Raw genomic sequence first — 19,407 nt, 5'->3', positions numbered from 1 at the left:
TAAAGAACCAATGTCTGTAGCCAAAAAAGAATACAAACGCGTAACCGTAAAAACTTTAGTAGATATGAAAGCCAATGGTGAGAAAATATCTATGCTTACGGCCTATGATTATACCATGGCCAAAATAGTTGACGGTGCAGGTGTTGATGTTATTCTTGTTGGCGATTCTGCTAGTAATGTTATGGCAGGGCATGAAACTACTTTGCCCATTACTTTAGATCAAATGATTTATCATGCCTCGTCCGTTGTAAGGGCCATTTACCGAGCTTTGATTGTGGTCGATTTACCTTTTGGAAGCTACCAAAGTGACCCTAAAGAAGCACTTCGTTCGGCTATTCGAATTATGAAAGAAAGTGGTGCGCATTCGGTAAAACTTGAAGGTGGTAAGGAAATAAAAGAATCTATTAAGCGTATCCTTAATGCAGGAATACCAGTTATGGGGCATTTAGGACTTACACCACAATCTATTTACAAATTTGGAACTTATACTGTTAGAGCTAAAGAAGAAGAAGAAGCGGAGCGCCTTATTGAGGACGCCAAGTTTTTAGAACGTGTTGGATGCTTTGCTATTGTTTTAGAAAAAATACCTGCCAAATTAGCGAAACAAGTAGCTGAGAGTGTTAGTATTCCAATTATTGGTATTGGGGCTGGACCAGATGTTGATGGTCAGGTTTTAGTGCTACACGACATGCTTGGAATGACTCATGAATTTAACCCCAGATTTTTAAGAAGGTATCTCCACTTATACGATGATATGACAGATGCTATCTCTCAATACGTCGACGATGTAAAAACGCAGGATTTCCCTAATGAGAGTGAAAAGTACTAGTTTGTTGGTTTAAATAATAGAACGCTGTGTCAAACAAAATACGTTCCAACAAGAATAACTTAAGTATTCTTTATGAGGATAATCACATTATTATTGTAAATAAGCGTGCCGGCGATATAGTTCAAGGCGATAAAACTGGGGACAAGCCTCTAAGCGACGTAGTTAAAGAGTTTCTTAAAAAAAAATATAATAAACCTGGTAACGTTTTTCTAGGGACTGTGCATCGATTAGATAGACCTACCACAGGGCTTGTTATTTTCGCTAAAACTAGCAAAGTCCTGCCAAGACTTAATAAACTATTCTTATCCAAAGATATTCACAAAACATATTGGGCACTGGTAAAAGTTAAACCACCCAAAAACCAAGACACCTTAGTACACTGGTTAAAGAAAAACCCAAAGCATAACAAATCTAAAGCCCATAGTAAAGAAGTTCCAGAAAGTAAAAAAGCGATTCTGCATTATAAGCTTCTTAAAACGCTAGACAACTATTATTTACTTGAAGTACATCTAGAAACAGGCAGGCATCATCAAATTCGTAGTCAATTAGCTTCTATTGGATGCCCAATTAAGGGTGATTTAAAATATGGTTTTGAACGAAGTAATAAAGATGCAAGCATTAGCCTGCATGCTAGACATATAGAATTTATTCACCCGGTAAAAAAGGAAAAAATTTCAATAAACGCGGCGCTACCCAGCGATTCTATTTGGAACGCTTGCTTGTAATAATTTTAAATATCTTTAATAAAATTATCATACTTTGGATTCTATTACTAACATTATTAACAAGCAGCGAGCCTTTTTTAAGTCTCAGCAAACCAAAGATGTTGCATTTAGATTGCAGTTACTTAAGTCGCTTAAAACTGAAATTGAATCTAATGAGCAAGCTATTTTTGATGCTTTAAATAAAGATTTTAAAAAATCTGAGTTTGAATCTTATTTAAGTGAACTGGGCTTAGTGCTGTCTGAGTTAAACTTAGTGATTAAAAATCTAAAAAAATGGACTAAACCAAAACGAGTAAAATCATCGTTATTAACCTTTCCTTCAAAAGACTACATATATAAATCACCATACGGAAATACGCTAATAATAGCGCCTTGGAATTATCCCTTTTTATTGGCAATGGAGCCATTAATTATGTCGTTTGCTGCAGGTAATACCATAGTTTTAAAACCAAGTGAATTAACTCCAAATACCTCGAGATTAGTTACCCAAATTATTAGCAACGTGTTTCCGGAGGCTGTAGCGATATGTATAGAAGGTGATGCCGAAGTAGCTAAACAATTATTAAATAAAAAGTGGGATTTTATATTTTTTACTGGAAGCACTAAAGTGGGAAAGCGGGTTGCTCAAGCTGCCGCTTCCACATTAACTCCAGTTGTACTCGAGCTTGGTGGTAAATCGCCCTGTATTATTGACGAATCGGTTAATCTAAAACTAATTGCTCGTAGGCTTGTTTGGGGTAAATTTTTAAATGGAGGGCAAACCTGTATTGCACCAGACTATGTTTTAGTTAAATCTAATATTAAAAAGCATCTTATAGAAGCTTTAAAAGCAGAAATTGTTAAACGCTATACAAGTACACCAATACAATCACCAGATTTCCCAAGAATTATCGATAAAAAAAACACACAAAGGCTTTCTAATTTAATTAGTGGTTTAAATGTTCCTTTTGGAGGTGATATAAATTTAGAAGAGACCTATATATCACCTACTCTTATTGATAATCCCCCTTTACATCACCCCCTAATGAGAGAAGAAATCTTTGGCCCTATATTACCAATAATAGCTTTCGACAATGAACAAGATATAGAAAAAATTATCTGGAGCCTAGATACCCCATTGGCGCTTTATGTATTTTCTACCAACCAAGTTTTTGTAGAAAGCATACTTTCAAAGTTTAGTTTTGGAGGAGGTGTAATTAATGATTTACTTATTCATTTTGGCAATCAACGTTTACCATTTGGTGGTGTAGGACATAGTGGTATGGGAAAATACCATGGTAAATATGGTTTTGATACATTTTCGCATGATAAATCTATAATTAAACGAGGCATATCTACCGATCCTTCTGTAAGATATGCACCATACGCTGGAAAACTAAACCATTTAAAAAAAATCTTTAAATGGCTTGGATAATACTATATGAGTGGGTAAACCAGTGTTAAGGTAACGCCCTGATTTACTCTAGAAGTTAATTCTAATTGCGCCCCAATTAATACGGCTCTGCTCCTCATATTTATTAAACCAGACCCTTTTTCAACGTGATCAATTTCGAACCCCTTGCCATCGTCTTTGGCTGTAATAATAAGAGCTTCGTTTGTATATTTTAAAGCAACATTGATATTTTTTGCTTCCGAATATTTTACAGAATTCGACAAAAACTCTTGAACAATTCTGAATACTATAATTTCATGCTTTCTGTTTTGAAAAGGCACTCTGTTTCCAAAGGTTTCAAGTTCAGCTGAATCAAACTTCATTTTCTTTAATCTATTTAACTCATTAGTAATAGATTTCTCGAAGCCTAAATTAAGTACAACCTCATTATTTAAAGATTTTGACAGCGCCCTTACCTCTGCTAAACTCTCCTTTAAAGCATTCGATGTGTCTTTTAACTTTTCTTTTATATCATTATCAACACTCATCTTTAAAATACTTAACTGCATATTGGCAAAAGATAACAACTGTCCAATATTATCATGTAGTTCCCACCCAATATTTTTTAACGTTTGCTCTTGGCTTTCTGTCTGCGCCTTTGCTATTTCCGATTCAAAAACCTGCTGCTGCTGCATTTTCTCTTGAAGTAGTTTGTTTTTTCGTTTTAAAAACATGATAAAAAACATAATAACTAGCGTGGTTACAATAACCAAGACAGCTATCATGTATACTAATAGATATCGTTCTGCTGCTGTACTTGCTAGTCGTTCTCCGGTCTGCACCATATTAAAGCAAAGGTAAAAGTTGAATACATAAGTATATTTGCAAATAAATAAATTTGCCATTTTAAGAAAATGAAATTCCAATCTCTATGAGAATTATAAATATCGTAAAAAACTAAGGGTGTAATGATTAACCACCATATAAATATAGCTGCACTAATATAAAAATTTAATGATTTGTAAAAGGTTAATATCTTATCACTAATAAGAGTCTCAATAAAATAAAACACCGTGCACATAAAAATTATAACTGCCCCAAAAACACTTATAGAAGGAAAGAATTTGACAAAATATTCATCCAAATTGATTAGTACGAGTAATACCGAATATAAAACAAAACTATACCCAGAAATCTTAATAATCTTTATAAAAAGAGGTCTTTTAAGTACTTTATTATAATAAAATACAACGAAGATAATTGCTCCTATTTTCCAATAAAGCGTAGTCCACCAAAAATTTCTTCTTAATACAGTATCTTCTAAAAAACTTAAAATCCCATTATCTTTGACCAAAAAAATATACATATTTGCTAAATCACAAGCAAAAACCATTATTAAAAATATTACAAAAAATTTAGCAGCTGTATGTTTATACTTTTTATAAAGTATAATTCCTGTAGCAGCAGCTAAAAATTCAAAACAGTAAGTAATTAAATTATAATACTCTAATAAAAAATCATTCATAGATTAGCATCAAAAGTACTTAATATGGTTCTTGCCCACCTCCACCTTCATTCAACGGTCCAGTACCACTTTGAATAAAACTAGAAGAAGAAAATCCTGCCTCCGCATTTAACTTAGATCCAATTGGAGCAATAAACATGGTAGTAAAACCTTCATTTTCCTTGCCTTGTTTATCACCATAAACTCCTAAATAGACACGAATACTGTCCATGCTATAACCTTGTTTTTCAGATTCAACTTCTGCCCAATCTAAGTAATTTCTAACATCGGCTACAGACCAGCCCACAGAGCGTTTATCTATTTTCCTACCCTGTCTTGCAGCAGCAGAATCAACGGCAGGCTTTCTGAATTTTGTCCAATTTTCACTTAGTTCTTTTGCTTCAGTAACAGTTATCACACCCTTCGGTTTGATCATTTTATTTTCTGATATTTCTGTAACCCCTGAGTCGTCAGGACGTGGACAAAAATAATAGGTTAATACAGCTCCAACAATAAAGCCCAAAACAACGTAGATTAATTTTTTCATGATTAATAAGTTTGATTAATAGACTTCTAAAATAGTGAAAGTTTTTTATTGCAAGACTTTATATGAAATCAAGAAGGAAATCCCAATATACTCCCCATACCCACGGTAAACAACCATGAGCCGTAAACGGCATGCTCAATTGAAACTAAAAGAGTTGATCGTATTTTATTATAAGAAAAAGCAAATAGGAACCCTCCTAAAAATGTAATAACTAAAACTAATGTATTCTTAAACAGCATATGAGCCAATGCAAATAAAAAAGCATTTACAACAATTAAAACAGCAGAGGTATTAAATAAGGCTTCATAACGCTTAAAGAAAAAAGTTCTAAATATTAACTCCTGCGGATAAACTGAAAACAACGAGTAAATAATTAAAATAACGACCCAAAGCTGGGGTTTATTTAATAACACATGAAACAAAAACGCTTTATTGGTCAACCAAACAAATAGAGTTGTAAGCGTCGCAATGACTAAAAGTTTAAACAACGTCGTTTTTAAAAATAACATCCAATTTATGTTTTTTGATATTTTTATTTTTTGTTTTTCAACTTTAATTAAAACAAACAAAACATAAAGAAAGCCACTAAGACCTAGGAGTATTTTAACCCAAGGCGCATAATCAAAAAGAAAACTAATGGGAGTAAAGACAAACAATATGAATAACTCGATGTATTTATACAGGGGTGTTCTCATACTAGAAATTAATAACTGAAGTTTGCTTTACCTCATTAATAACAAACATACTGTGCGTACTCCCAATATGATTAATCGTAGTTAATTTGTCAACCATAAAACTTCTAAATTCTGTCATATCCTTGACAATTACCTTTAATAAATAGTCATAATCACCACTCAAATGATAGCACTCCAATACTTCATTTAATTTTTTCACCTCACGCTCAAAACGTATTACAAAATCTTGGCTGTGCTGAATTAACTTAACATGACAAAATACTACAAAATTTCTATCAATACGTGCTTTATTTAAAACGGCTGTATAGCCATCAATAAACCCTTCTTTTTCCAGTTTCTTTATACGTTCGTAAACAGCTGTTACAGAAAGTCCTAGCTTGTTTGATAATTCTTTATGGGTTTGCTTACTGTCTTGCTGTAAATATTCCAGGAGGCGCTTATCTATACTATCGAAAATCATAACAGAAGGTTTTTCTAAATTAAAAGGTTAAATTGAAAGATTCACAAAATAAAAACAACAATTACCATAATATATAGTTTTATTTTCTATAAAAGTAAATAAAAATTGATAATAATTCTAAAATATCATAATTTTACTTAGCATTAATAAAATTATAATCATGGCCTTTAAACCAGCAAATAATATTCAAGATTTACAATATTTTGGTGAATTTGGCGGTGTTAACCCGTCCATTTCTGATTCTTCTACGTATACATTCTTATCGGCAAAAACCATGTTTGATACCTTTGAAGGAAATGCCGATGGGTGCTATTTGTACTCCAGGCACTCTTCTCCCTCCAATTTATATTTAGGCGAAGCCTTGGCCGCGTTGGAAGGAACAGAAACAGCTAATGTCTCTGCATCTGGAATGGGAGCTATTACAGCCACTTTAATGCAATTATGTCATGCCGGTAGTCATATTATCTCTAGCAGAACCATATACGGTGGCACCTACGCTTTTTTAAAAAATTTTGCTCCAAAATTTAATATCACTACAAGTTTTGTTGATATAAATAGGCTCGATCTGATAGAAACCTTAATTAATGAAAACACCAAAGTTATTTATTGCGAATCTGTTAGCAACCCATTGCTTGAAGTGGCCGATATAACTCGACTCTCTAGGATTGCTAAAAAGTATAATCTTAAACTGGTAGTTGACAACACCTTTTCTCCACTGTCTATTGCGCCTGCACTTTTAGGGGCCGATGTGGTTATCCATAGCTTAACCAAATTCATAAATGGATCGAGCGATACGGTTGGTGGTGTGATTTGCGGCTCTCAAGAATTTATTAACGCGCTAAGAAATGTAAATGATGGCGCGTCCATGCTTCTAGGTTCTACATTGGATAGCCTAAGAGCTGCTTCCGTTTTAAAAAATCTACGAACCCTGCATATAAGAATACAACAGCACAGCAAAAATGCTTTGTATTTAGCTCAAAAATTTGAGGCTGATGGATTAAAAACCGTTTACCCGGGACTTGAGTCGCACCCCTCCCATAATTTGTTTAAAAGTATGATGCACGACGCTTATGGTTTCGGAGGGATGCTCACTATTGATGTAGGATCGCTAGAAAAAGCAAATGAGCTCATGGAAATGATGCAGGGCGAAAACTTAGGATATTTGGCTGTTAGTTTGGGGTTCTATAAAACGTTGTTTAGTGCGCCTGGTAGTTCTACCTCTTCGGAAATCCCAGAAGAGGAGCAAGCAAAAATGGGGCTTACAGATGGCTTAATACGGTTTTCTATTGGTTTAGATGCAGATATTGAACGTACGTACAAAGTTATGAGAAATTGTATGCAGCAACTTGACATAGTATCACCCAAGGATGCTTTCATTAAATACCTTTAATACGCTTCCACATAGCCATTAAAACATTACTCATACTATCGAACTCTGGCTCGAAAGGTTTCATGTTAAACCTGTTTTTGTCCTTATATAACTTTAAACTAAATACAGATGATTTTGGGTTGTCTAGATCGATTAAAGGATAGCGTAAATCATTGTATTTGTAGGTACCATCATCAAGTTTATAAATGCTATAATATTGGTTGCTAAACCATGATAGATTTAAAACATCCTTACTAGTTTCTGGTTTTAAGTCTCTTTGTTTAGGTATGCTTCTAAAATTCAAAAACCTGTTTTTGGTATCGAATAAGGAATAATCAGAAACAAAATATGTAGAAGATGTTTCGGCTATACCATACCATAAGATATTATTAAAAATAGCAGGCTGACTGCTAAATCGAGTATACTCAATTTCACTTTCTTTTAAAGATTTTCTAAAAATAGAGTCAACATATAGTTTATTACAAACAGTCATCAGCATATAAACTGAACTGATGCTAATACCTAACTTCAACCATAGCCTTCTTTTTAAAGAGGTTCTTTTAAAAAACATTAGCACCATAATACAGACTAAAAATGGCAAGGTATATAAAGGATCTACAACAGCAATATTGTTAAAAGCCACTCTATAATTGGTAAATGGCGCAAATAATTGGGTACCATAAGGAGTAAAACAATCAAGGATGGGGTGTGTGAATAAAGACCAAAAAAACAGACTTATCCAGTTTCTTACCGAAGTCGTGCCTTTGCGTTTTCCAGAATCATATAACTTATGTACAACCCATCCTAAAATAAAGGCTGCCAGTACCGAAAACAAAATAGAGTGCATAAACCCTCTATGAAACAGCATCGCATCAATTTCATTTCCATAAATTAGACTTCCCACGTAAACATCTAAATCTGGAATGGTTCCACCAATAGCCCCAAACAAAAGTGCCCTATTTCCTATTTTTCTTCCTAGAACCGCTTCTCCACAGGCTGCTCCTAATACAATTTGTGTTAATGAGTCCATAAATTTCTTTGTTGACTCGCAAAAGTAATGAACTATTTCTATTTGCATAGATGACCCGAAAATTGTAACATTACGTATAAATTCAACCTTGAATATGCAAAGCAAAGATATTAAGCCTCATCAACCACAAGACGATACTATTATTGAGAATAAAGCGCTTAATATTTGGGAAGCGTTAATTCCCGTTTTCGTTTTGGTAGGGATGCTTTTCTACAATGTTTTTTTTGTCTTTGGAGATGACGCCCTTAGCGGTAGCAATCAGTTTATACTTATTCTTGGCGCGGCGGTTGCAGCGGTTGTTGGTTTTTACAACAACGTTAGTTATAAACAAATGTTAGATGAAGTTGCCGAAAACGTTAAATCTACAAGTGGTGCCATTCTTATATTGCTTATGGTTGGTGCTTTAGCTGGCACCTGGTTAATTAGTGGAATTATTCCTTCCATGATTTATTATGGATTACAATTGCTTAATCCTACTATATTTTTAGCCGCCTCGGTAGTTATTTGTGCCATTATATCCATTGCAACTGGAAGTTCATGGACCACCTCGGCAACAGTGGGTATAGCCTTGATTGGCATTGGGGAAACCTTAGGGATTTCTCTTGGTATGACAGCGGGGGCTGTTTTGTCTGGTGCTTATTTTGGAGATAAAATGTCACCTCTTAGCGATACCACTAACTTAGCACCAGCTATGGCTGGGGGCGAACTGTTTTCTCATATAAAATATATGTCGTTAACCACAGTTCCTACTATTGTTGTAACTCTGGTGGTATTTATAATAATTGGATTGAATATAGACACTACTGGAATACCCAATATTTCTGGTAAACTAATAGCCATAGATAATGCTTTTAATATTTCACCGTGGCTCTTTTTAGTTCCTATGGCGGTAATTTTCATGATTATTAAAAAGACACCGCCACTTATTGCTTTGCTAATTGGAACCTTGTTAGGTGGTATTGCGGCAATTATAGCGCAACCTAATATCGTTATTAATATCTCAGGAGCCGATAACTTAACATTTCAATCTGCATATAAGGGGGTAATGAAAGCAATTACCGTAGATAGTGCTGTTGAGACCTCTAGTAAAGAACTTAATGATTTGTTTTCATCGGGTGGCATGTCTGGTATGTTAGGCACTATTTGGTTAATTATTTGTGCCATGGTTTTTGGTGGGGTTATGGATGCCATAGGTGCCTTATCTAGAATAAGCCAAGCACTTCTTAGCTTAGCTTCTACTACCTTTGGCCTATTTGCAAGTACCGTAGCTAGTTGCTTAGCCCTAAATGTGACAGCTTCTGATCAATATTTAGCGCTAGTAGTTCCTGGAAAAATGTTTAAAAAGGCTTTTGAAGACAAAGGGCTAGCACCAGAAAACCTAAGTAGAACTCTAGAAGATTCTGGTACCGTTACATCTGTCTTAATTCCATGGAATACTTGTGGTGCTTATCAATCTGGAGTGCTTGGAGTGCCTGTAGCAGACTATTTCTTTTTTGCTATTTTCAACTGGTTAAGTCCTTTTACAACCCTACTTTTTGCAGCTTTTAGAATTAAAATTAAGCAAATTGTATCTAAATAAATGTATTGAAAATGACTAGGTGGATTTTAAACATAATGAATAATAAGCCCGTAGCTTCTGTGCTTTTGCTTGTGCTATCATTAATTTTCATTTTTTTACTACCTGTATTTGAGTATAATAATAAATTCATTTCCGTTATACTATTATCGTTTATTATAATTTTAGCGGGATACTCCATAAGCATAAAAGTAACCGTAATAGGCATCGCAACTGTTTTAATTGAGTTATCTACCAGAGCAACAGATTTTATATATCTAAATTATCTCGCAGAAATTACTTCTAATCTCTTTTTAATTTATATCGTAGGACATCTCATAAAAACCCTAATGAAAACAAAAGATGTTAATATATACACCCTTATAGATGCAGGAAACGGGTATTTACTTTTAGGTCTTATGTTTTATAGTCTAGTTGGGTTTTGTAATCAATATTTAGCTGGGGCCTATAATGCCTCTGCAGAAAGTAACATGGAATTAGTTTATTATACCATGATTACATTAACCACCATTGGATATGGCGATATAACACCTCAACTCCCTATTACACAATCTTTAGCAATGCTAATAGCCGTAACCGGGCAGTTTTATGTTGCTGTAATCGTTGCAATTTTGGTTGGAAAATACTCCAGCAAATAGTATACTCAGGGTGTCTTCGCTTGAGATAAACAAAATCTATGTTTAAATAAGAAATTAAAATTTTATTTACTTCTAAAAGCCTGTGTTAATATTAAATTTGCGACTTAAAATCAATAATAATTAAAACATATTTCAGATGTCATTAGTAGGAAAAAAATTTCCAGATTTAAACGTAGACGCCATGAACGAAATGGGCGATACTTTTAAAGTAAACGTTCTTGAAGAAGCAATAAATAGCAAAAAGAAAGTGCTTCTTTTTTGGTACCCAAAAGATTTTACGTTTGTTTGCCCAACTGAATTACATGCTTTTCAAGCAGCTTTACCAGAATTTGAAAAACGCAATACCATTATAATAGGAGCGTCTTGCGACACACCAGAAGTTCATTTTGCTTGGTTAAACACTGAAAAAAACAACGGAGGTATTGAAGGCGTAACGTATCCGCTTTTAGCTGATAGCAACAGAAACTTATCTAGTGTTTTAGGTATTTTAGATATTACCAATGAAACTTACGACGAAGAAACAGGTACTGTTCAGGTAGAAGGAGACAATGTTACTTACAGAGCTACTTACATTATTGATGAAGAAGGTGTGATTCAACACGAAAGTGTAAACAATATGCCTTTAGGAAGAAATGTTGGAGAATATTTGCGTATTGTTGACGCCCTTACACATGTACAAGAGAAAGGAGAAGTTTGTCCTGCAAACTGGGAAGATGGTAAAGAAGCTATGAACGCAAACGCAAAAGCTACTGCCGAATATTTAGCTGCTCACGTAAACTAAAAACTTCAATAGATAAGTTCGAAGTTCTAATGTAATGTCATGATTAGAACTTGGAATGATTCAACTAAAAAAAATGTCATGTTAAAAGAATTGAGTGAAGATAATCTGCAAAGTTTAGTCTCTGATAATGAGACGGTTGTTGTACAGTATTCAGCAACTTGGTGTGGTAATTGTAGAATCATGAAACCAAAAGTAAAAAAGTTAGCATCTGAGTTAGCAGACGTTACTTTTATTATTGCTGACGCGGAAAAATTCCCTGAAAGCAGAAAATTGGCTACCGTAGATAACTTACCAACCTTTGCCACTTTTAAAAATGGGGCATTTGTGAACCAAGTGCAGACTAATAAATTTGATGTTTTAAAAGACTTAGTAAATGAAGTTACCAGTAATTAAGCATTTAACTCAATTTATTGAAGACAATGACGAGGATTTCGTTGTTGAAACTATTGAGACCCTCGAGGCCTTAACCGAAGTGCCTTCACTTAAAGATGAAGAACTAGATGTTATAGGTGAATTGATTTCGAATATGTATGGTGCCATTGAGGTTAATAACATGGTTAAAGAAGGTACGCCTAAAAAAGACGCTTTAAATAGTTTTATGCAGCGGGTTCTTGGTTCTATTGACACATAATTGAAAAAGAAAAATTAGTTTATAAAACCACTTCAATTGAAGTGGTTTTTTTATTCTCAAATATTGACTTTGCAAAAATATTCAGCCACCTATTTTCCTATCTGCAATGCCTCACTAAAACGACGTAACCAACTAGTAAACGAAAAACCCATGAAAATGGTTTATAGATAACTCAATGCAACAACTCTAAAATCCCCTTAAACCCTTTTTCTTCAGCATAGTTTAAAGCTATTTTACCCTCATTATCTTTTAAGCGTTTATCTGCTTTATGTTTTAACAATAAATCGACCATACCAACTTGATTATACATGGTTGCAAAAATCAAAGGTGTTACGCCATTATTATTTTTGGCATTAACATGTGCGCCATGTTTTATTAGTACATCTGCTAAACTCGTATTCCCTTTAAAGGCAACACCTATTAACGCGGTATTACCTTGGGTATCGGTAGCATCAATCGTTACTTGATGTTCCACTAAAGTTTTAACAACTTCAACTTTATCAAAATAAGACGCAAAAATAAGCGGTGTAAAACCTCTTGCGTCTTTAGTATTAACCAAATCTGGATTTCTGTTTAATTGAGCTTTCAGGGCTTCAATATTACCCGTTTGTATGGTTTTAAAAAATAATTCGTTTTCGTTCATGGTAGGATTTTATAAACAGAAAAGGGATAAGCTTAAAACCCATCCCATTTCCTTTAGTACTTACATTTATTTTATTTTAAATCAAATCGATCTAAGTTCATAACTTTAGTCCAAGCCGCAACAAAATCCGTAATAAACTTTTCTTCACCATCATTCGCGGCATAAACTTCGGCTACAGCCCTAAGCTCCGTATTCGAACCAAATATTAAGTCGGCACGAGTTCCTTTAAATTTAACCGCTCCGGTTCTTCGATCACGCCCTTCAAATAGCGTACTATCATTTGAAGTAGCACTCCAAGTCAAGGCAAAATCTAAAACATTTGAAAAGAAGTCATTAGTTAAATGTCCTGGTGTCTCTGTAAACACACCGTAATCCGAATTATCAAAATTTGCTCCAAGCACTCGCATTCCGCCAACTAAAACAGTCATTTCAGGAATTGACAAAGACATCAAATTAGCTCGATCTACTAATAAGTCTTCAGCAGCAACTTTTAAACCCTCTTTTTTATAGTTTCTAAAGCCATCAGCCAAAGGTTCTAAATATCCAAAAGACTCTAAATCGGTTTGCTCTTGTGATGCATCTCCTCTACCTTGAGTAAAAGGAACTTCAATAGCATGCCCAGCATTTCTAGCAGCCTCTTCAATTCCTGCATTTCCAGCAAGTACTATTAAATCTGATATGGATACGTCTCCAGAAAAATCCTTTTGAATCCCTTCAAGAACGTTTAGTACCCTATTTAACTGTTCTGGATTATTCACCTCCCAACTTCGCTGTGGTTCTAAACGAATTCTTGCACCATTAGCTCCACCTCGCTTATCTGAATCTCTATAAGTAGAAGCAGATGCCCAAGCGGTAGTTACTAGTTCTGATATTTTTAACCCAGACGCCAAAACCATCTTCTTTAATTGTGCTAAATCATCACTACTTAAAGTATAATTCACCTTTGGTATTGGATCTTGCCAAAGCAACTCTTCTTGTGGCACTTCGGGTCCTAAATACCGGTCTACAGGTCCCATATCACGATGTGTTAATTTATACCACGCTCTTGCAAAAGCATCCTCAAATTCTTTCGGATTTTCGTAAAAACGTTTTGAAATTTTCAAATATTCAGGATCCAATTTCAAAGCCATGTCGGCATCTGTCATCATTAAGGCCTGTTTTTTTGAGGCATCACCCGCGGCTGGAGCCATTCTAGCCTGGGAAGCTTTGGTTGGTGTCCATTGACTCGCACCGGCTGGACTCGTTGTTAATTCCCAATCATAATTCAATAACACGTCAAAGTAATCATGGTCCCATGTTATAGGGTTTGGCGTCCAGGCTCCCTCTAAGCCACTAGTTATAGCATCATCCAACACGCCAGAACCATAACTATTCTTCCAACCTGTACTCATATTTTCAATGGGAGCTCCTTGAGGTTCAGCGCCAACATACTTGTCGGGATTAGCCGCACCATGGGCTTTCCCAAAAGTATGACCACCAGCCGTTAGCGCTACAGTCTCTTCATCGTTCATAGCCATTCTACCAAAAGTCTCGCGCATTAATTGCGCTGAACCAAGCGGATTCGAAGATCCATTAGGTCCTTCAGGGTTTACATAGATAAGCCCCATGTGCGCCGCGCCTAAATGACCTTCTAATTTTTCCTCTTCAAACCTTTCCCTATTTCCTAACCATTCTGTTTCAGACCCCCAGTAAACATCTTGTTCAGGCTCCCAAACATCTACACGCCCTCCAGCAAAACCAAAGGTTTTAAAACCCATTGATTCCAGAGCACAATTTCCAGCAAGTATCATTAAATCTGCCCATGATAGTTTTGCGCCATACTTCTTTTTAACAGGCCACAGCAGTAAACGTGCCTTGTCTAGGTTTCCGTTGTCAGGCCAACTGTTAAGTGGTGCAAAACGCTGATTACCAGTATTTGCTCCTCCTCGACCATCTCCCACCCGATAGGTGCCCGCACTATGCCAAGCCATACGTATCATAAGTGGTCCGTAGTGCCCATAATCTGCAGGCCACCAATCTTGAGAATCGGTCATTAAATCTATAACTTCTTGTTTAAGCTTGTAGTAATCTATACTATTAAACGCCCGAGCATAATCAAAATCTTCAACCATGGGGTTCGACTTTTTATCATGCTGTCTTAATATATTAAGTTTAAGTTCATTGGGCCACCAGTCTCTGTTCTTGGTTCCTCCTCCTGCTGTTTCTTTCTGAGTACCACTCATAAATGGGCACTTGCTAATGTCGTTGCTGTTTGAGTTGTGCATAGTCTTTTATTTTAATTAATATCCTTCCTCTAGTTCCCATAAAGTTAAGGATTGTATAGATTCAAAATACAACCAACATATCTTTATATATTATATTTTCATTGAAAAAACTTATTATTGGTCAAAAAACCATAATTTAAACTAATACTTGTGTTTTTAGAGTTTGTAATATCTTCGTCATAATTATTTCATAAAGATGATGTTTTCGGGTCTTTACATTTTAAATATGCTTATTTTAGTCGTTCTAAAAAAAACAAAAAATGGCTAATATCACTTTGGGCGGAACCCCAGTAAAAACTTCCGGAAGTTTACCAGTAATTGGATCTCAATTACAAGATTTTGAATTGGTAGCAACAGACCTATCTTCTAAAACACTTAATGATTTTGCTGGTAACAAGTTAGTTCTAAATATTTTTCCTAGTGTAAATACTAGAGTATGTGCAGCTTCTGTAAGACAATTTAACACTGAAGCAAGCGAATTGGAAAACACTAAAGTTCTGTGTGTTTCCAGAGACTTACCTTTTGCACAAGATCAATTTTGTGCTGCTGAAGGCTTAGAAAATGTAATTATGCTATCTGATTTTAAAACAGGCGCCTTTGGAAAAGCAAACGGTTTAATTTTTGAAACTGGTAAATTTTCTGGACTACTTTCGAGATCTATTATTGTTACAGACTCACATGGCAAAATAATTTATACTGAACAAGTTTCTGAAACTGGAGAAGAACCTAACTATAAAGCAGCTTTAGAAGTGCTTTACAATGAATAAAAAGGAATCCTTTTTTAAAAATAGAATAAAAAGTGTTGGGTATGCTTTTAAGGGGGCATTATTACTATTAAAAACCGAGGCGAGTATTCAGGTGCAATGCGCCATTGGTGTAATTGTTACCATAGCTGGATTCTATTTCAAGATTTCTACTAATGAATGGATTTTACAAACATTGGCTATTGGACTGGTTATGAGTATGGAAGGTATGAATACAGCTATTGAAGAAATTGCAAATTTTATTCATCCAGAAAGACATTCAAAAATTGGATTGATTAAAGATCTTGCCGCAGGAGCTGTATTTATTGCTTCCGTTTTTGCTTCAATAGCTGGATTAATCATATATATTCCGAAAGTATTTTAACCCCGCCTAAGAGTCCTTTATTATGTAAAAAGCTTGGCACATATTCATAATATGTAACTGGTGCAATTTTTCAAAATAAAGTTTCGTTAACGTTAGTAATTTGTATTTTTGTTGCATTGTGAAAACAATTCAGTACAAGCAATTTTTTAATGTTTGAAATTAAACCAACAAGCTATTAATGGCTAAACGCAAACCCAAAACTAAAAAAGCACCTAAAAAACAAATAAAAATGCCCAGTTTTAAGTTGTCAAATCAACAAAAGCTGGTGCTTGGTAGTTTTTTGGTAATATTGGGCATATTACTGGCTATCGCGTTTATCTCCTTTTTATTTACAGGTGAGGCCGACCAAAGTGCCCTCTCAGAATTTGCTGCCAGAGAAGTAAAAACAAAAAACTGGTTGAGCAAGTCTGGGGCATGGCTAAGTGATCTTTTTATTCAAAGAGGTTTTGGAATTCCTTCTTTTATCTTTTCTGGTTTGATTTTTCTATCAGGGGTTTATGTGCTAATGGATTTGAGTAAAACTAAGTTAGCAAAACACTGGTTTTGGGGTACTCTTATTGTGATTTGGTTTTCAATTCTTTTAGGCTTTTTTAATAAACAATATGACATACTTGGAGGTACTATAGGTTTTGAAACCAATACGTATCTTCAAGATTATATAGGAAAAATTGGTGTTTTACTTTTATTAGTATTTGGGCTAATAACCTATCTAGCTATAAGGTTTCAGGTTACTTTTGAAAGCATTTCTGGATTATTTAAATCTACGAAGAAAAATATACAAGGTGATCTTTCTGAACTCAAGGAGGACCTCATTATTCCTGTTGATAACAATTTGTCTGATGAAGCTGAAGCTATAAAAACCGCTTTTGAAATTCCTTTAGAAAATAAAAAACCTGAAGCAGAAGTAGTTGAGAAAAAAATAAAAGCTGAAACGGCCCCTCTTCAAGTTAAGGTTACTGAACCTGAAATTGAAGAGACTCCTGAACTTGAAATAAAAGTTGAAGATTTAAAAGAGGAAGTCTCCGAATCTAACAATTTAGCCCAGAAGCTAGTTGAAGATTTTGGGCAATTTGATCCTACTTTAGAACTAGCAAAATATCAATTCCCAACATTAGATCTTTTAAAGAAATATGATACCGAAGGCATCAAGATAAATCAAGAAGAACTTGAAGAAAACAAAAACAGAATTGTTGAAACCCTCAATAATTACAAAATAGGTATTGCAAGCATAAAAGCAACCATAGGCCCTACGGTTACCCTATATGAAATTGTTCCTGAAGCTGGGATTAGAATATCTAAAATAAAGAATTTGGAAGATGATATTGCTTTATCATTATCTGCCTTAGGTATTCGTATTATTGCACCAATACCAGGTAAAGGAACCATTGGTATTGAAGTCCCTAATAAGAACTCTACCATTGTCTCGATGCGCTCTGTTATTGCTTCAAAGAAGTTCCAAAACTCCAATATGCAGTTACCTATTGCTCTTGGTAAAACTATTAGCAACGAAACTTTTGTTGTTGATTTAGCAAAAATGCCTCACTTACTCATGGCAGGAGCAACAGGGCAAGGTAAATCGGTTGGGCTAAACGCTGTATTAACCTCCTTACTCTATAAAAAGCATCCGGCCGAAGTTAAATTCATACTCGTTGATCCTAAAAAAGTTGAGCTTACGCTATTCAATAAAATTGAACGTCATTATTTAGCAAAATTGCCTGATAGCGAGGATGCCATTATTACAGATAATACAAAAGTGATTAATACTTTGAATTCGCTTTGTATTGAAATGGATAATCGATATGAACTGCTTAAAAATGCCATGTGCAGAAATATAGCAGAGTACAACGCAAAATTTAAGGCTAGAAAATTAAATCCTAATGATGGGCATCAATTTTTGCCATACATAGTACTGGTGGTTGATGAGTTTGCCGATTTGATTATGACGGCCGGAAAGGAAGTGGAAACGCCTATCGCAAGATTAGCACAATTGGCACGCGCCATTGGTATTCATTTAATCATTGCCACGCAACGCCCTTCTGTTAATGTTATTACTGGTATTATTAAGGCCAATTTCCCGGCAAGAATAGCCTTTAGGGTAACTTCTAAAATTGACTCACGTACTATTTTAGATGGCTCTGGTGCCGACCAGCTTATTGGACGAGGCGATATGTTATACACTCAGGGCAACGACCTTATTCGTGTACAATGTGCTTTTGTAGATACCCCCGAAGTCGAAAAAATAACAGACTACATCGGATCTCAAAAAGCATATCCTGATGCCTATATGTTGCCAGAATATATTGGTGAAGAGAGTGGCACAAGTCTTGATATAGACATTTCGGACCGAGATAAATTGTTTAAAGATGCCGCCATAGTGATTGTAACTGCACAACAAGGATCGGCGTCTTTGCTGCAGCGAAAACTTAAATTAGGGTACAATAGAGCCGGAAGACTCATAGATCAATTAGAAGCTGCTGGTATTGTAGGTCCCTTTGAAGGAAGTAAAGCGCGACAAGTTTTAATTCCAGATTTACAAGCTTTAGATCAACACTTAGAAAATGAAATATAATTATAAGAGCATGAAAAGAATCATTACCATATTAATACTGACCTTTAGTATACACACATTTGCCCAAATCAATGCGGAAACTTTGCTAAAAGAAGTGTCGGAGAAAGTAAAGAGTTATGACAACATAAGTCTAGATTTTAAGTATGTTTTAGAAAACACTTCAGAGCATATTAAACAAGAAACCAAAGGAGATGTGGTTATGCAGGGCGATAAATACCGATTGAATATTCTTGGAGTGACACGGCTTTTTGATGGCAAAGCATTATACAGCATAAGTGCTGAAGATGAAGAAGTTTCTATAACTTCTAATATTGATGAAGATAATAATAGTATTACACCTAGTAAAATGTTATCTTTTTATGAAGATGGATACACATATAAACTAGATATTGAGCAAAACATAAAAGGCAGAAAAATACAATATGTCAAATTAATTCCTATTGATTCTAATTCAGAAATAGAGAATATCCTTTTAGGAATTGACGCTCAAACCAAACATATTTATAACTTAATTCAAACTGGCAAAAACGGTACTAAAACGACTCTTACGGTAAGCACTTTTGAAACCAACCAGCCTTTATCAAAAACTTTATTTGTGTTTGATGCTAATAAGTATAAAGACTATTACATCAATAACCTCGACTAA

The 19,407-nt window shown here is 34.8% G+C and carries 21 protein-coding genes; 13 read left to right on the top strand and 8 right to left on the bottom strand.

Annotated elements, in window-relative coordinates; all coding sequences use genetic code 11:
• Positions 1-10 precede the first annotated feature (10 nt).
• From panB to E5D58_RS05825, 3 genes are read left to right on the top strand one after another with little or no spacing between them, the layout of a single operon-like run.
• On the top strand, positions 11-829 hold the full coding sequence (panB, locus tag E5D58_RS05835) for a 3-methyl-2-oxobutanoate hydroxymethyltransferase (protein ID WP_136480899.1): 819 nt from the start codon (positions 11-13) through the stop codon (positions 827-829).
• A 26-nt stretch (positions 830-855) separates the two neighbouring features.
• Positions 856-1,554, top strand: coding sequence for an RluA family pseudouridine synthase (locus E5D58_RS05830; RefSeq protein WP_136480898.1), 699 nt, complete (start codon positions 856-858; stop codon positions 1,552-1,554).
• A 34-nt stretch (positions 1,555-1,588) separates the two neighbouring features.
• Complete coding sequence (locus E5D58_RS05825) at positions 1,589-2,968, top strand: aldehyde dehydrogenase (RefSeq protein WP_136480897.1); 1,380 nt, start codon at positions 1,589-1,591, stop codon at positions 2,966-2,968.
• A gap of 2 nt (positions 2,969-2,970) precedes the next feature.
• Here the strand turns inward: E5D58_RS05825 and E5D58_RS05820 are convergent, their stop codons facing one another.
• From E5D58_RS05820 to E5D58_RS05800, 5 genes are all read right to left on the bottom strand, one after another.
• A complete protein-coding gene (locus tag E5D58_RS05820) occupies positions 2,971-3,771 on the bottom strand; it encodes a sensor histidine kinase (RefSeq protein ID WP_136480896.1) in 801 nt (266 codons plus the stop codon).
• The gene (locus E5D58_RS05815) at positions 3,747-4,451 is read right to left on the bottom strand and encodes a hypothetical protein (protein WP_235835851.1); all 705 of its coding nucleotides are present in this window, start codon (positions 4,449-4,451) and stop codon (positions 3,747-3,749) included. The genes E5D58_RS05820 and E5D58_RS05815 overlap by 25 nt, the downstream gene beginning before the upstream one ends.
• 19 nt (positions 4,452-4,470) lie before the next feature.
• The gene (locus tag E5D58_RS05810) at positions 4,471-4,977 is read right to left on the bottom strand and encodes a hypothetical protein (RefSeq protein WP_136480895.1); all 507 of its coding nucleotides are present in this window, start codon (positions 4,975-4,977) and stop codon (positions 4,471-4,473) included.
• A gap of 68 nt (positions 4,978-5,045) precedes the next feature.
• Positions 5,046-5,672, bottom strand: a complete 627-nt coding sequence (locus E5D58_RS05805; protein ID WP_136480894.1) for a CPBP family intramembrane glutamic endopeptidase — start codon at positions 5,670-5,672, stop codon at positions 5,046-5,048.
• Position 5,673: 1 nt separating this feature from the next.
• On the bottom strand, positions 5,674-6,132 hold the full coding sequence (locus tag E5D58_RS05800) for an Lrp/AsnC family transcriptional regulator (RefSeq protein WP_136480893.1): 459 nt from the start codon (positions 6,130-6,132) through the stop codon (positions 5,674-5,676).
• A gap of 160 nt (positions 6,133-6,292) precedes the next feature.
• Between E5D58_RS05800 and E5D58_RS05795 the strand changes: the two genes are divergently transcribed.
• Entirely contained in the window at positions 6,293-7,522 is a 1,230-nt protein-coding gene (locus E5D58_RS05795; RefSeq protein WP_136480892.1) for an aminotransferase class I/II-fold pyridoxal phosphate-dependent enzyme, read from the top strand.
• Here the strand turns inward: E5D58_RS05795 and E5D58_RS05790 are convergent.
• A complete protein-coding gene (locus tag E5D58_RS05790) occupies positions 7,509-8,531 on the bottom strand; it encodes a metal-dependent hydrolase (protein ID WP_136480891.1) in 1,023 nt (340 codons plus the stop codon). The genes E5D58_RS05795 and E5D58_RS05790 overlap by 14 nt on opposite strands.
• Before the next feature lie 94 nt (positions 8,532-8,625).
• Here E5D58_RS05790 and nhaC point away from each other — a divergent pair, with 94 nt between their 5' ends.
• The 5 genes from nhaC to E5D58_RS05765 all read left to right on the top strand — a co-directional run bounded on the left by nhaC (position 8,626) and on the right by E5D58_RS05765 (position 12,157).
• A complete protein-coding gene (nhaC, locus tag E5D58_RS05785) occupies positions 8,626-10,110 on the top strand; it encodes a Na+/H+ antiporter NhaC (RefSeq protein WP_136480890.1) in 1,485 nt (494 codons plus the stop codon).
• A gap of 35 nt (positions 10,111-10,145) precedes the next feature.
• Positions 10,146-10,745, top strand: a complete 600-nt coding sequence (locus E5D58_RS05780; protein ID WP_168796637.1) for a potassium channel family protein — start codon at positions 10,146-10,148, stop codon at positions 10,743-10,745.
• Positions 10,746-10,881: 136 nt separating this feature from the next.
• Positions 10,882-11,526 carry a peroxiredoxin gene (locus E5D58_RS05775; protein WP_136480888.1) on the top strand — a complete coding sequence of 215 codons (645 nt, stop codon included), beginning with the start codon at positions 10,882-10,884 and terminating at the stop codon, positions 11,524-11,526.
• Positions 11,527-11,604: 78 nt separating this feature from the next.
• Positions 11,605-11,919 (top strand): thioredoxin family protein, encoded by a 315-nt coding sequence (locus E5D58_RS05770; RefSeq protein ID WP_136480991.1) that lies wholly within the window; start codon positions 11,605-11,607, stop codon positions 11,917-11,919.
• A complete protein-coding gene (locus E5D58_RS05765) occupies positions 11,900-12,157 on the top strand; it encodes a DUF6952 family protein (RefSeq protein ID WP_136480887.1) in 258 nt (85 codons plus the stop codon). Before E5D58_RS05770 ends, E5D58_RS05765 begins: the two co-directional genes overlap by 20 nt.
• Positions 12,158-12,329: 172 nt before the next feature.
• Here E5D58_RS05765 and E5D58_RS05760 read toward each other — a convergent pair whose 3' ends face one another.
• Both E5D58_RS05760 and katG read right to left on the bottom strand, forming a co-directional pair.
• Positions 12,330-12,800 (bottom strand): ankyrin repeat domain-containing protein, encoded by a 471-nt coding sequence (locus E5D58_RS05760; RefSeq protein ID WP_136480886.1) that lies wholly within the window; start codon positions 12,798-12,800, stop codon positions 12,330-12,332.
• A gap of 71 nt (positions 12,801-12,871) precedes the next feature.
• Entirely contained in the window at positions 12,872-15,064 is a 2,193-nt protein-coding gene (gene katG, locus E5D58_RS05755) for a catalase/peroxidase HPI (RefSeq protein WP_136480885.1), read from the bottom strand.
• Between the two features lie 260 nt (positions 15,065-15,324).
• On the opposite strand from katG, the gene tpx reads away from it, so the two are divergent.
• The 4 genes from tpx to E5D58_RS05735 all read left to right on the top strand — a co-directional run bounded on the left by tpx (position 15,325) and on the right by E5D58_RS05735 (position 19,407).
• Positions 15,325-15,831: a thiol peroxidase gene (tpx, locus tag E5D58_RS05750; RefSeq protein ID WP_136480884.1), complete on the top strand. Its 507-nt coding sequence runs from the start codon at positions 15,325-15,327 to the stop codon at positions 15,829-15,831.
• Positions 15,824-16,192: a diacylglycerol kinase gene (locus E5D58_RS05745; protein WP_136480883.1), complete on the top strand. Its 369-nt coding sequence runs from the start codon at positions 15,824-15,826 to the stop codon at positions 16,190-16,192. The genes tpx and E5D58_RS05745 overlap by 8 nt, the downstream gene beginning before the upstream one ends.
• 178 nt (positions 16,193-16,370) lie before the next feature.
• Positions 16,371-18,761, top strand: a complete 2,391-nt coding sequence (locus E5D58_RS05740; protein WP_136480882.1) for an FtsK/SpoIIIE family DNA translocase — start codon at positions 16,371-16,373, stop codon at positions 18,759-18,761.
• A 10-nt stretch (positions 18,762-18,771) separates the two neighbouring features.
• Entirely contained in the window at positions 18,772-19,407 is a 636-nt protein-coding gene (locus E5D58_RS05735; protein ID WP_136480881.1) for a LolA family protein, read from the top strand.

The sequence above is a fragment of the Cognatitamlana onchidii genome (genome assembly GCF_004804355.1).
In the GTDB taxonomy this organism is placed as follows: domain Bacteria; phylum Bacteroidota; class Bacteroidia; order Flavobacteriales; family Flavobacteriaceae; genus Cognatitamlana; species Cognatitamlana onchidii.
Note: the sequence above shows the minus strand (reverse complement) of the source record. Positions and strands in the feature narration are given on the sequence as shown.

Bases quoted from the DNA above. Each gene is read 5' to 3' on its own strand.
- panB (WP_136480899.1), top strand. From the start codon at position 11: ATGTCTGTAGCCAAAAAAGAATACAAACGCGTAACCGTAAAAACTTTA.
- E5D58_RS05820 (WP_136480896.1), bottom strand. From the start codon at position 3,771: ATGGTGCAGACCGGAGAACGACTAGCAAGTACAGCAGCAGAACGATAT.
- E5D58_RS05815 (WP_235835851.1), bottom strand. From the start codon at position 4,451: ATGAATGATTTTTTATTAGAGTATTATAATTTAATTACTTACTGTTTT.
- E5D58_RS05810 (WP_136480895.1), bottom strand. From the start codon at position 4,977: ATGAAAAAATTAATCTACGTTGTTTTGGGCTTTATTGTTGGAGCTGTA.
- E5D58_RS05805 (WP_136480894.1), bottom strand. From the start codon at position 5,672: ATGAGAACACCCCTGTATAAATACATCGAGTTATTCATATTGTTTGTC.
- E5D58_RS05800 (WP_136480893.1), bottom strand. From the start codon at position 6,132: ATGATTTTCGATAGTATAGATAAGCGCCTCCTGGAATATTTACAGCAA.
- E5D58_RS05795 (WP_136480892.1), top strand. From the start codon at position 6,293: ATGGCCTTTAAACCAGCAAATAATATTCAAGATTTACAATATTTTGGT.
- E5D58_RS05790 (WP_136480891.1), bottom strand. From the start codon at position 8,531: ATGGACTCATTAACACAAATTGTATTAGGAGCAGCCTGTGGAGAAGCG.
- nhaC (WP_136480890.1), top strand. From the start codon at position 8,626: ATGCAAAGCAAAGATATTAAGCCTCATCAACCACAAGACGATACTATT.
- E5D58_RS05780 (WP_168796637.1), top strand. From the start codon at position 10,146: ATGAATAATAAGCCCGTAGCTTCTGTGCTTTTGCTTGTGCTATCATTA.
- E5D58_RS05775 (WP_136480888.1), top strand. From the start codon at position 10,882: ATGTCATTAGTAGGAAAAAAATTTCCAGATTTAAACGTAGACGCCATG.
- E5D58_RS05770 (WP_136480991.1), top strand. From the start codon at position 11,605: ATGTTAAAAGAATTGAGTGAAGATAATCTGCAAAGTTTAGTCTCTGAT.
- E5D58_RS05765 (WP_136480887.1), top strand. From the start codon at position 11,900: ATGAAGTTACCAGTAATTAAGCATTTAACTCAATTTATTGAAGACAAT.
- E5D58_RS05760 (WP_136480886.1), bottom strand. From the start codon at position 12,800: ATGAACGAAAACGAATTATTTTTTAAAACCATACAAACGGGTAATATT.
- katG (WP_136480885.1), bottom strand. From the start codon at position 15,064: ATGCACAACTCAAACAGCAACGACATTAGCAAGTGCCCATTTATGAGT.
- tpx (WP_136480884.1), top strand. From the start codon at position 15,325: ATGGCTAATATCACTTTGGGCGGAACCCCAGTAAAAACTTCCGGAAGT.
- E5D58_RS05745 (WP_136480883.1), top strand. From the start codon at position 15,824: ATGAATAAAAAGGAATCCTTTTTTAAAAATAGAATAAAAAGTGTTGGG.
- E5D58_RS05740 (WP_136480882.1), top strand. From the start codon at position 16,371: ATGGCTAAACGCAAACCCAAAACTAAAAAAGCACCTAAAAAACAAATA.
- E5D58_RS05735 (WP_136480881.1), top strand. From the start codon at position 18,772: ATGAAAAGAATCATTACCATATTAATACTGACCTTTAGTATACACACA.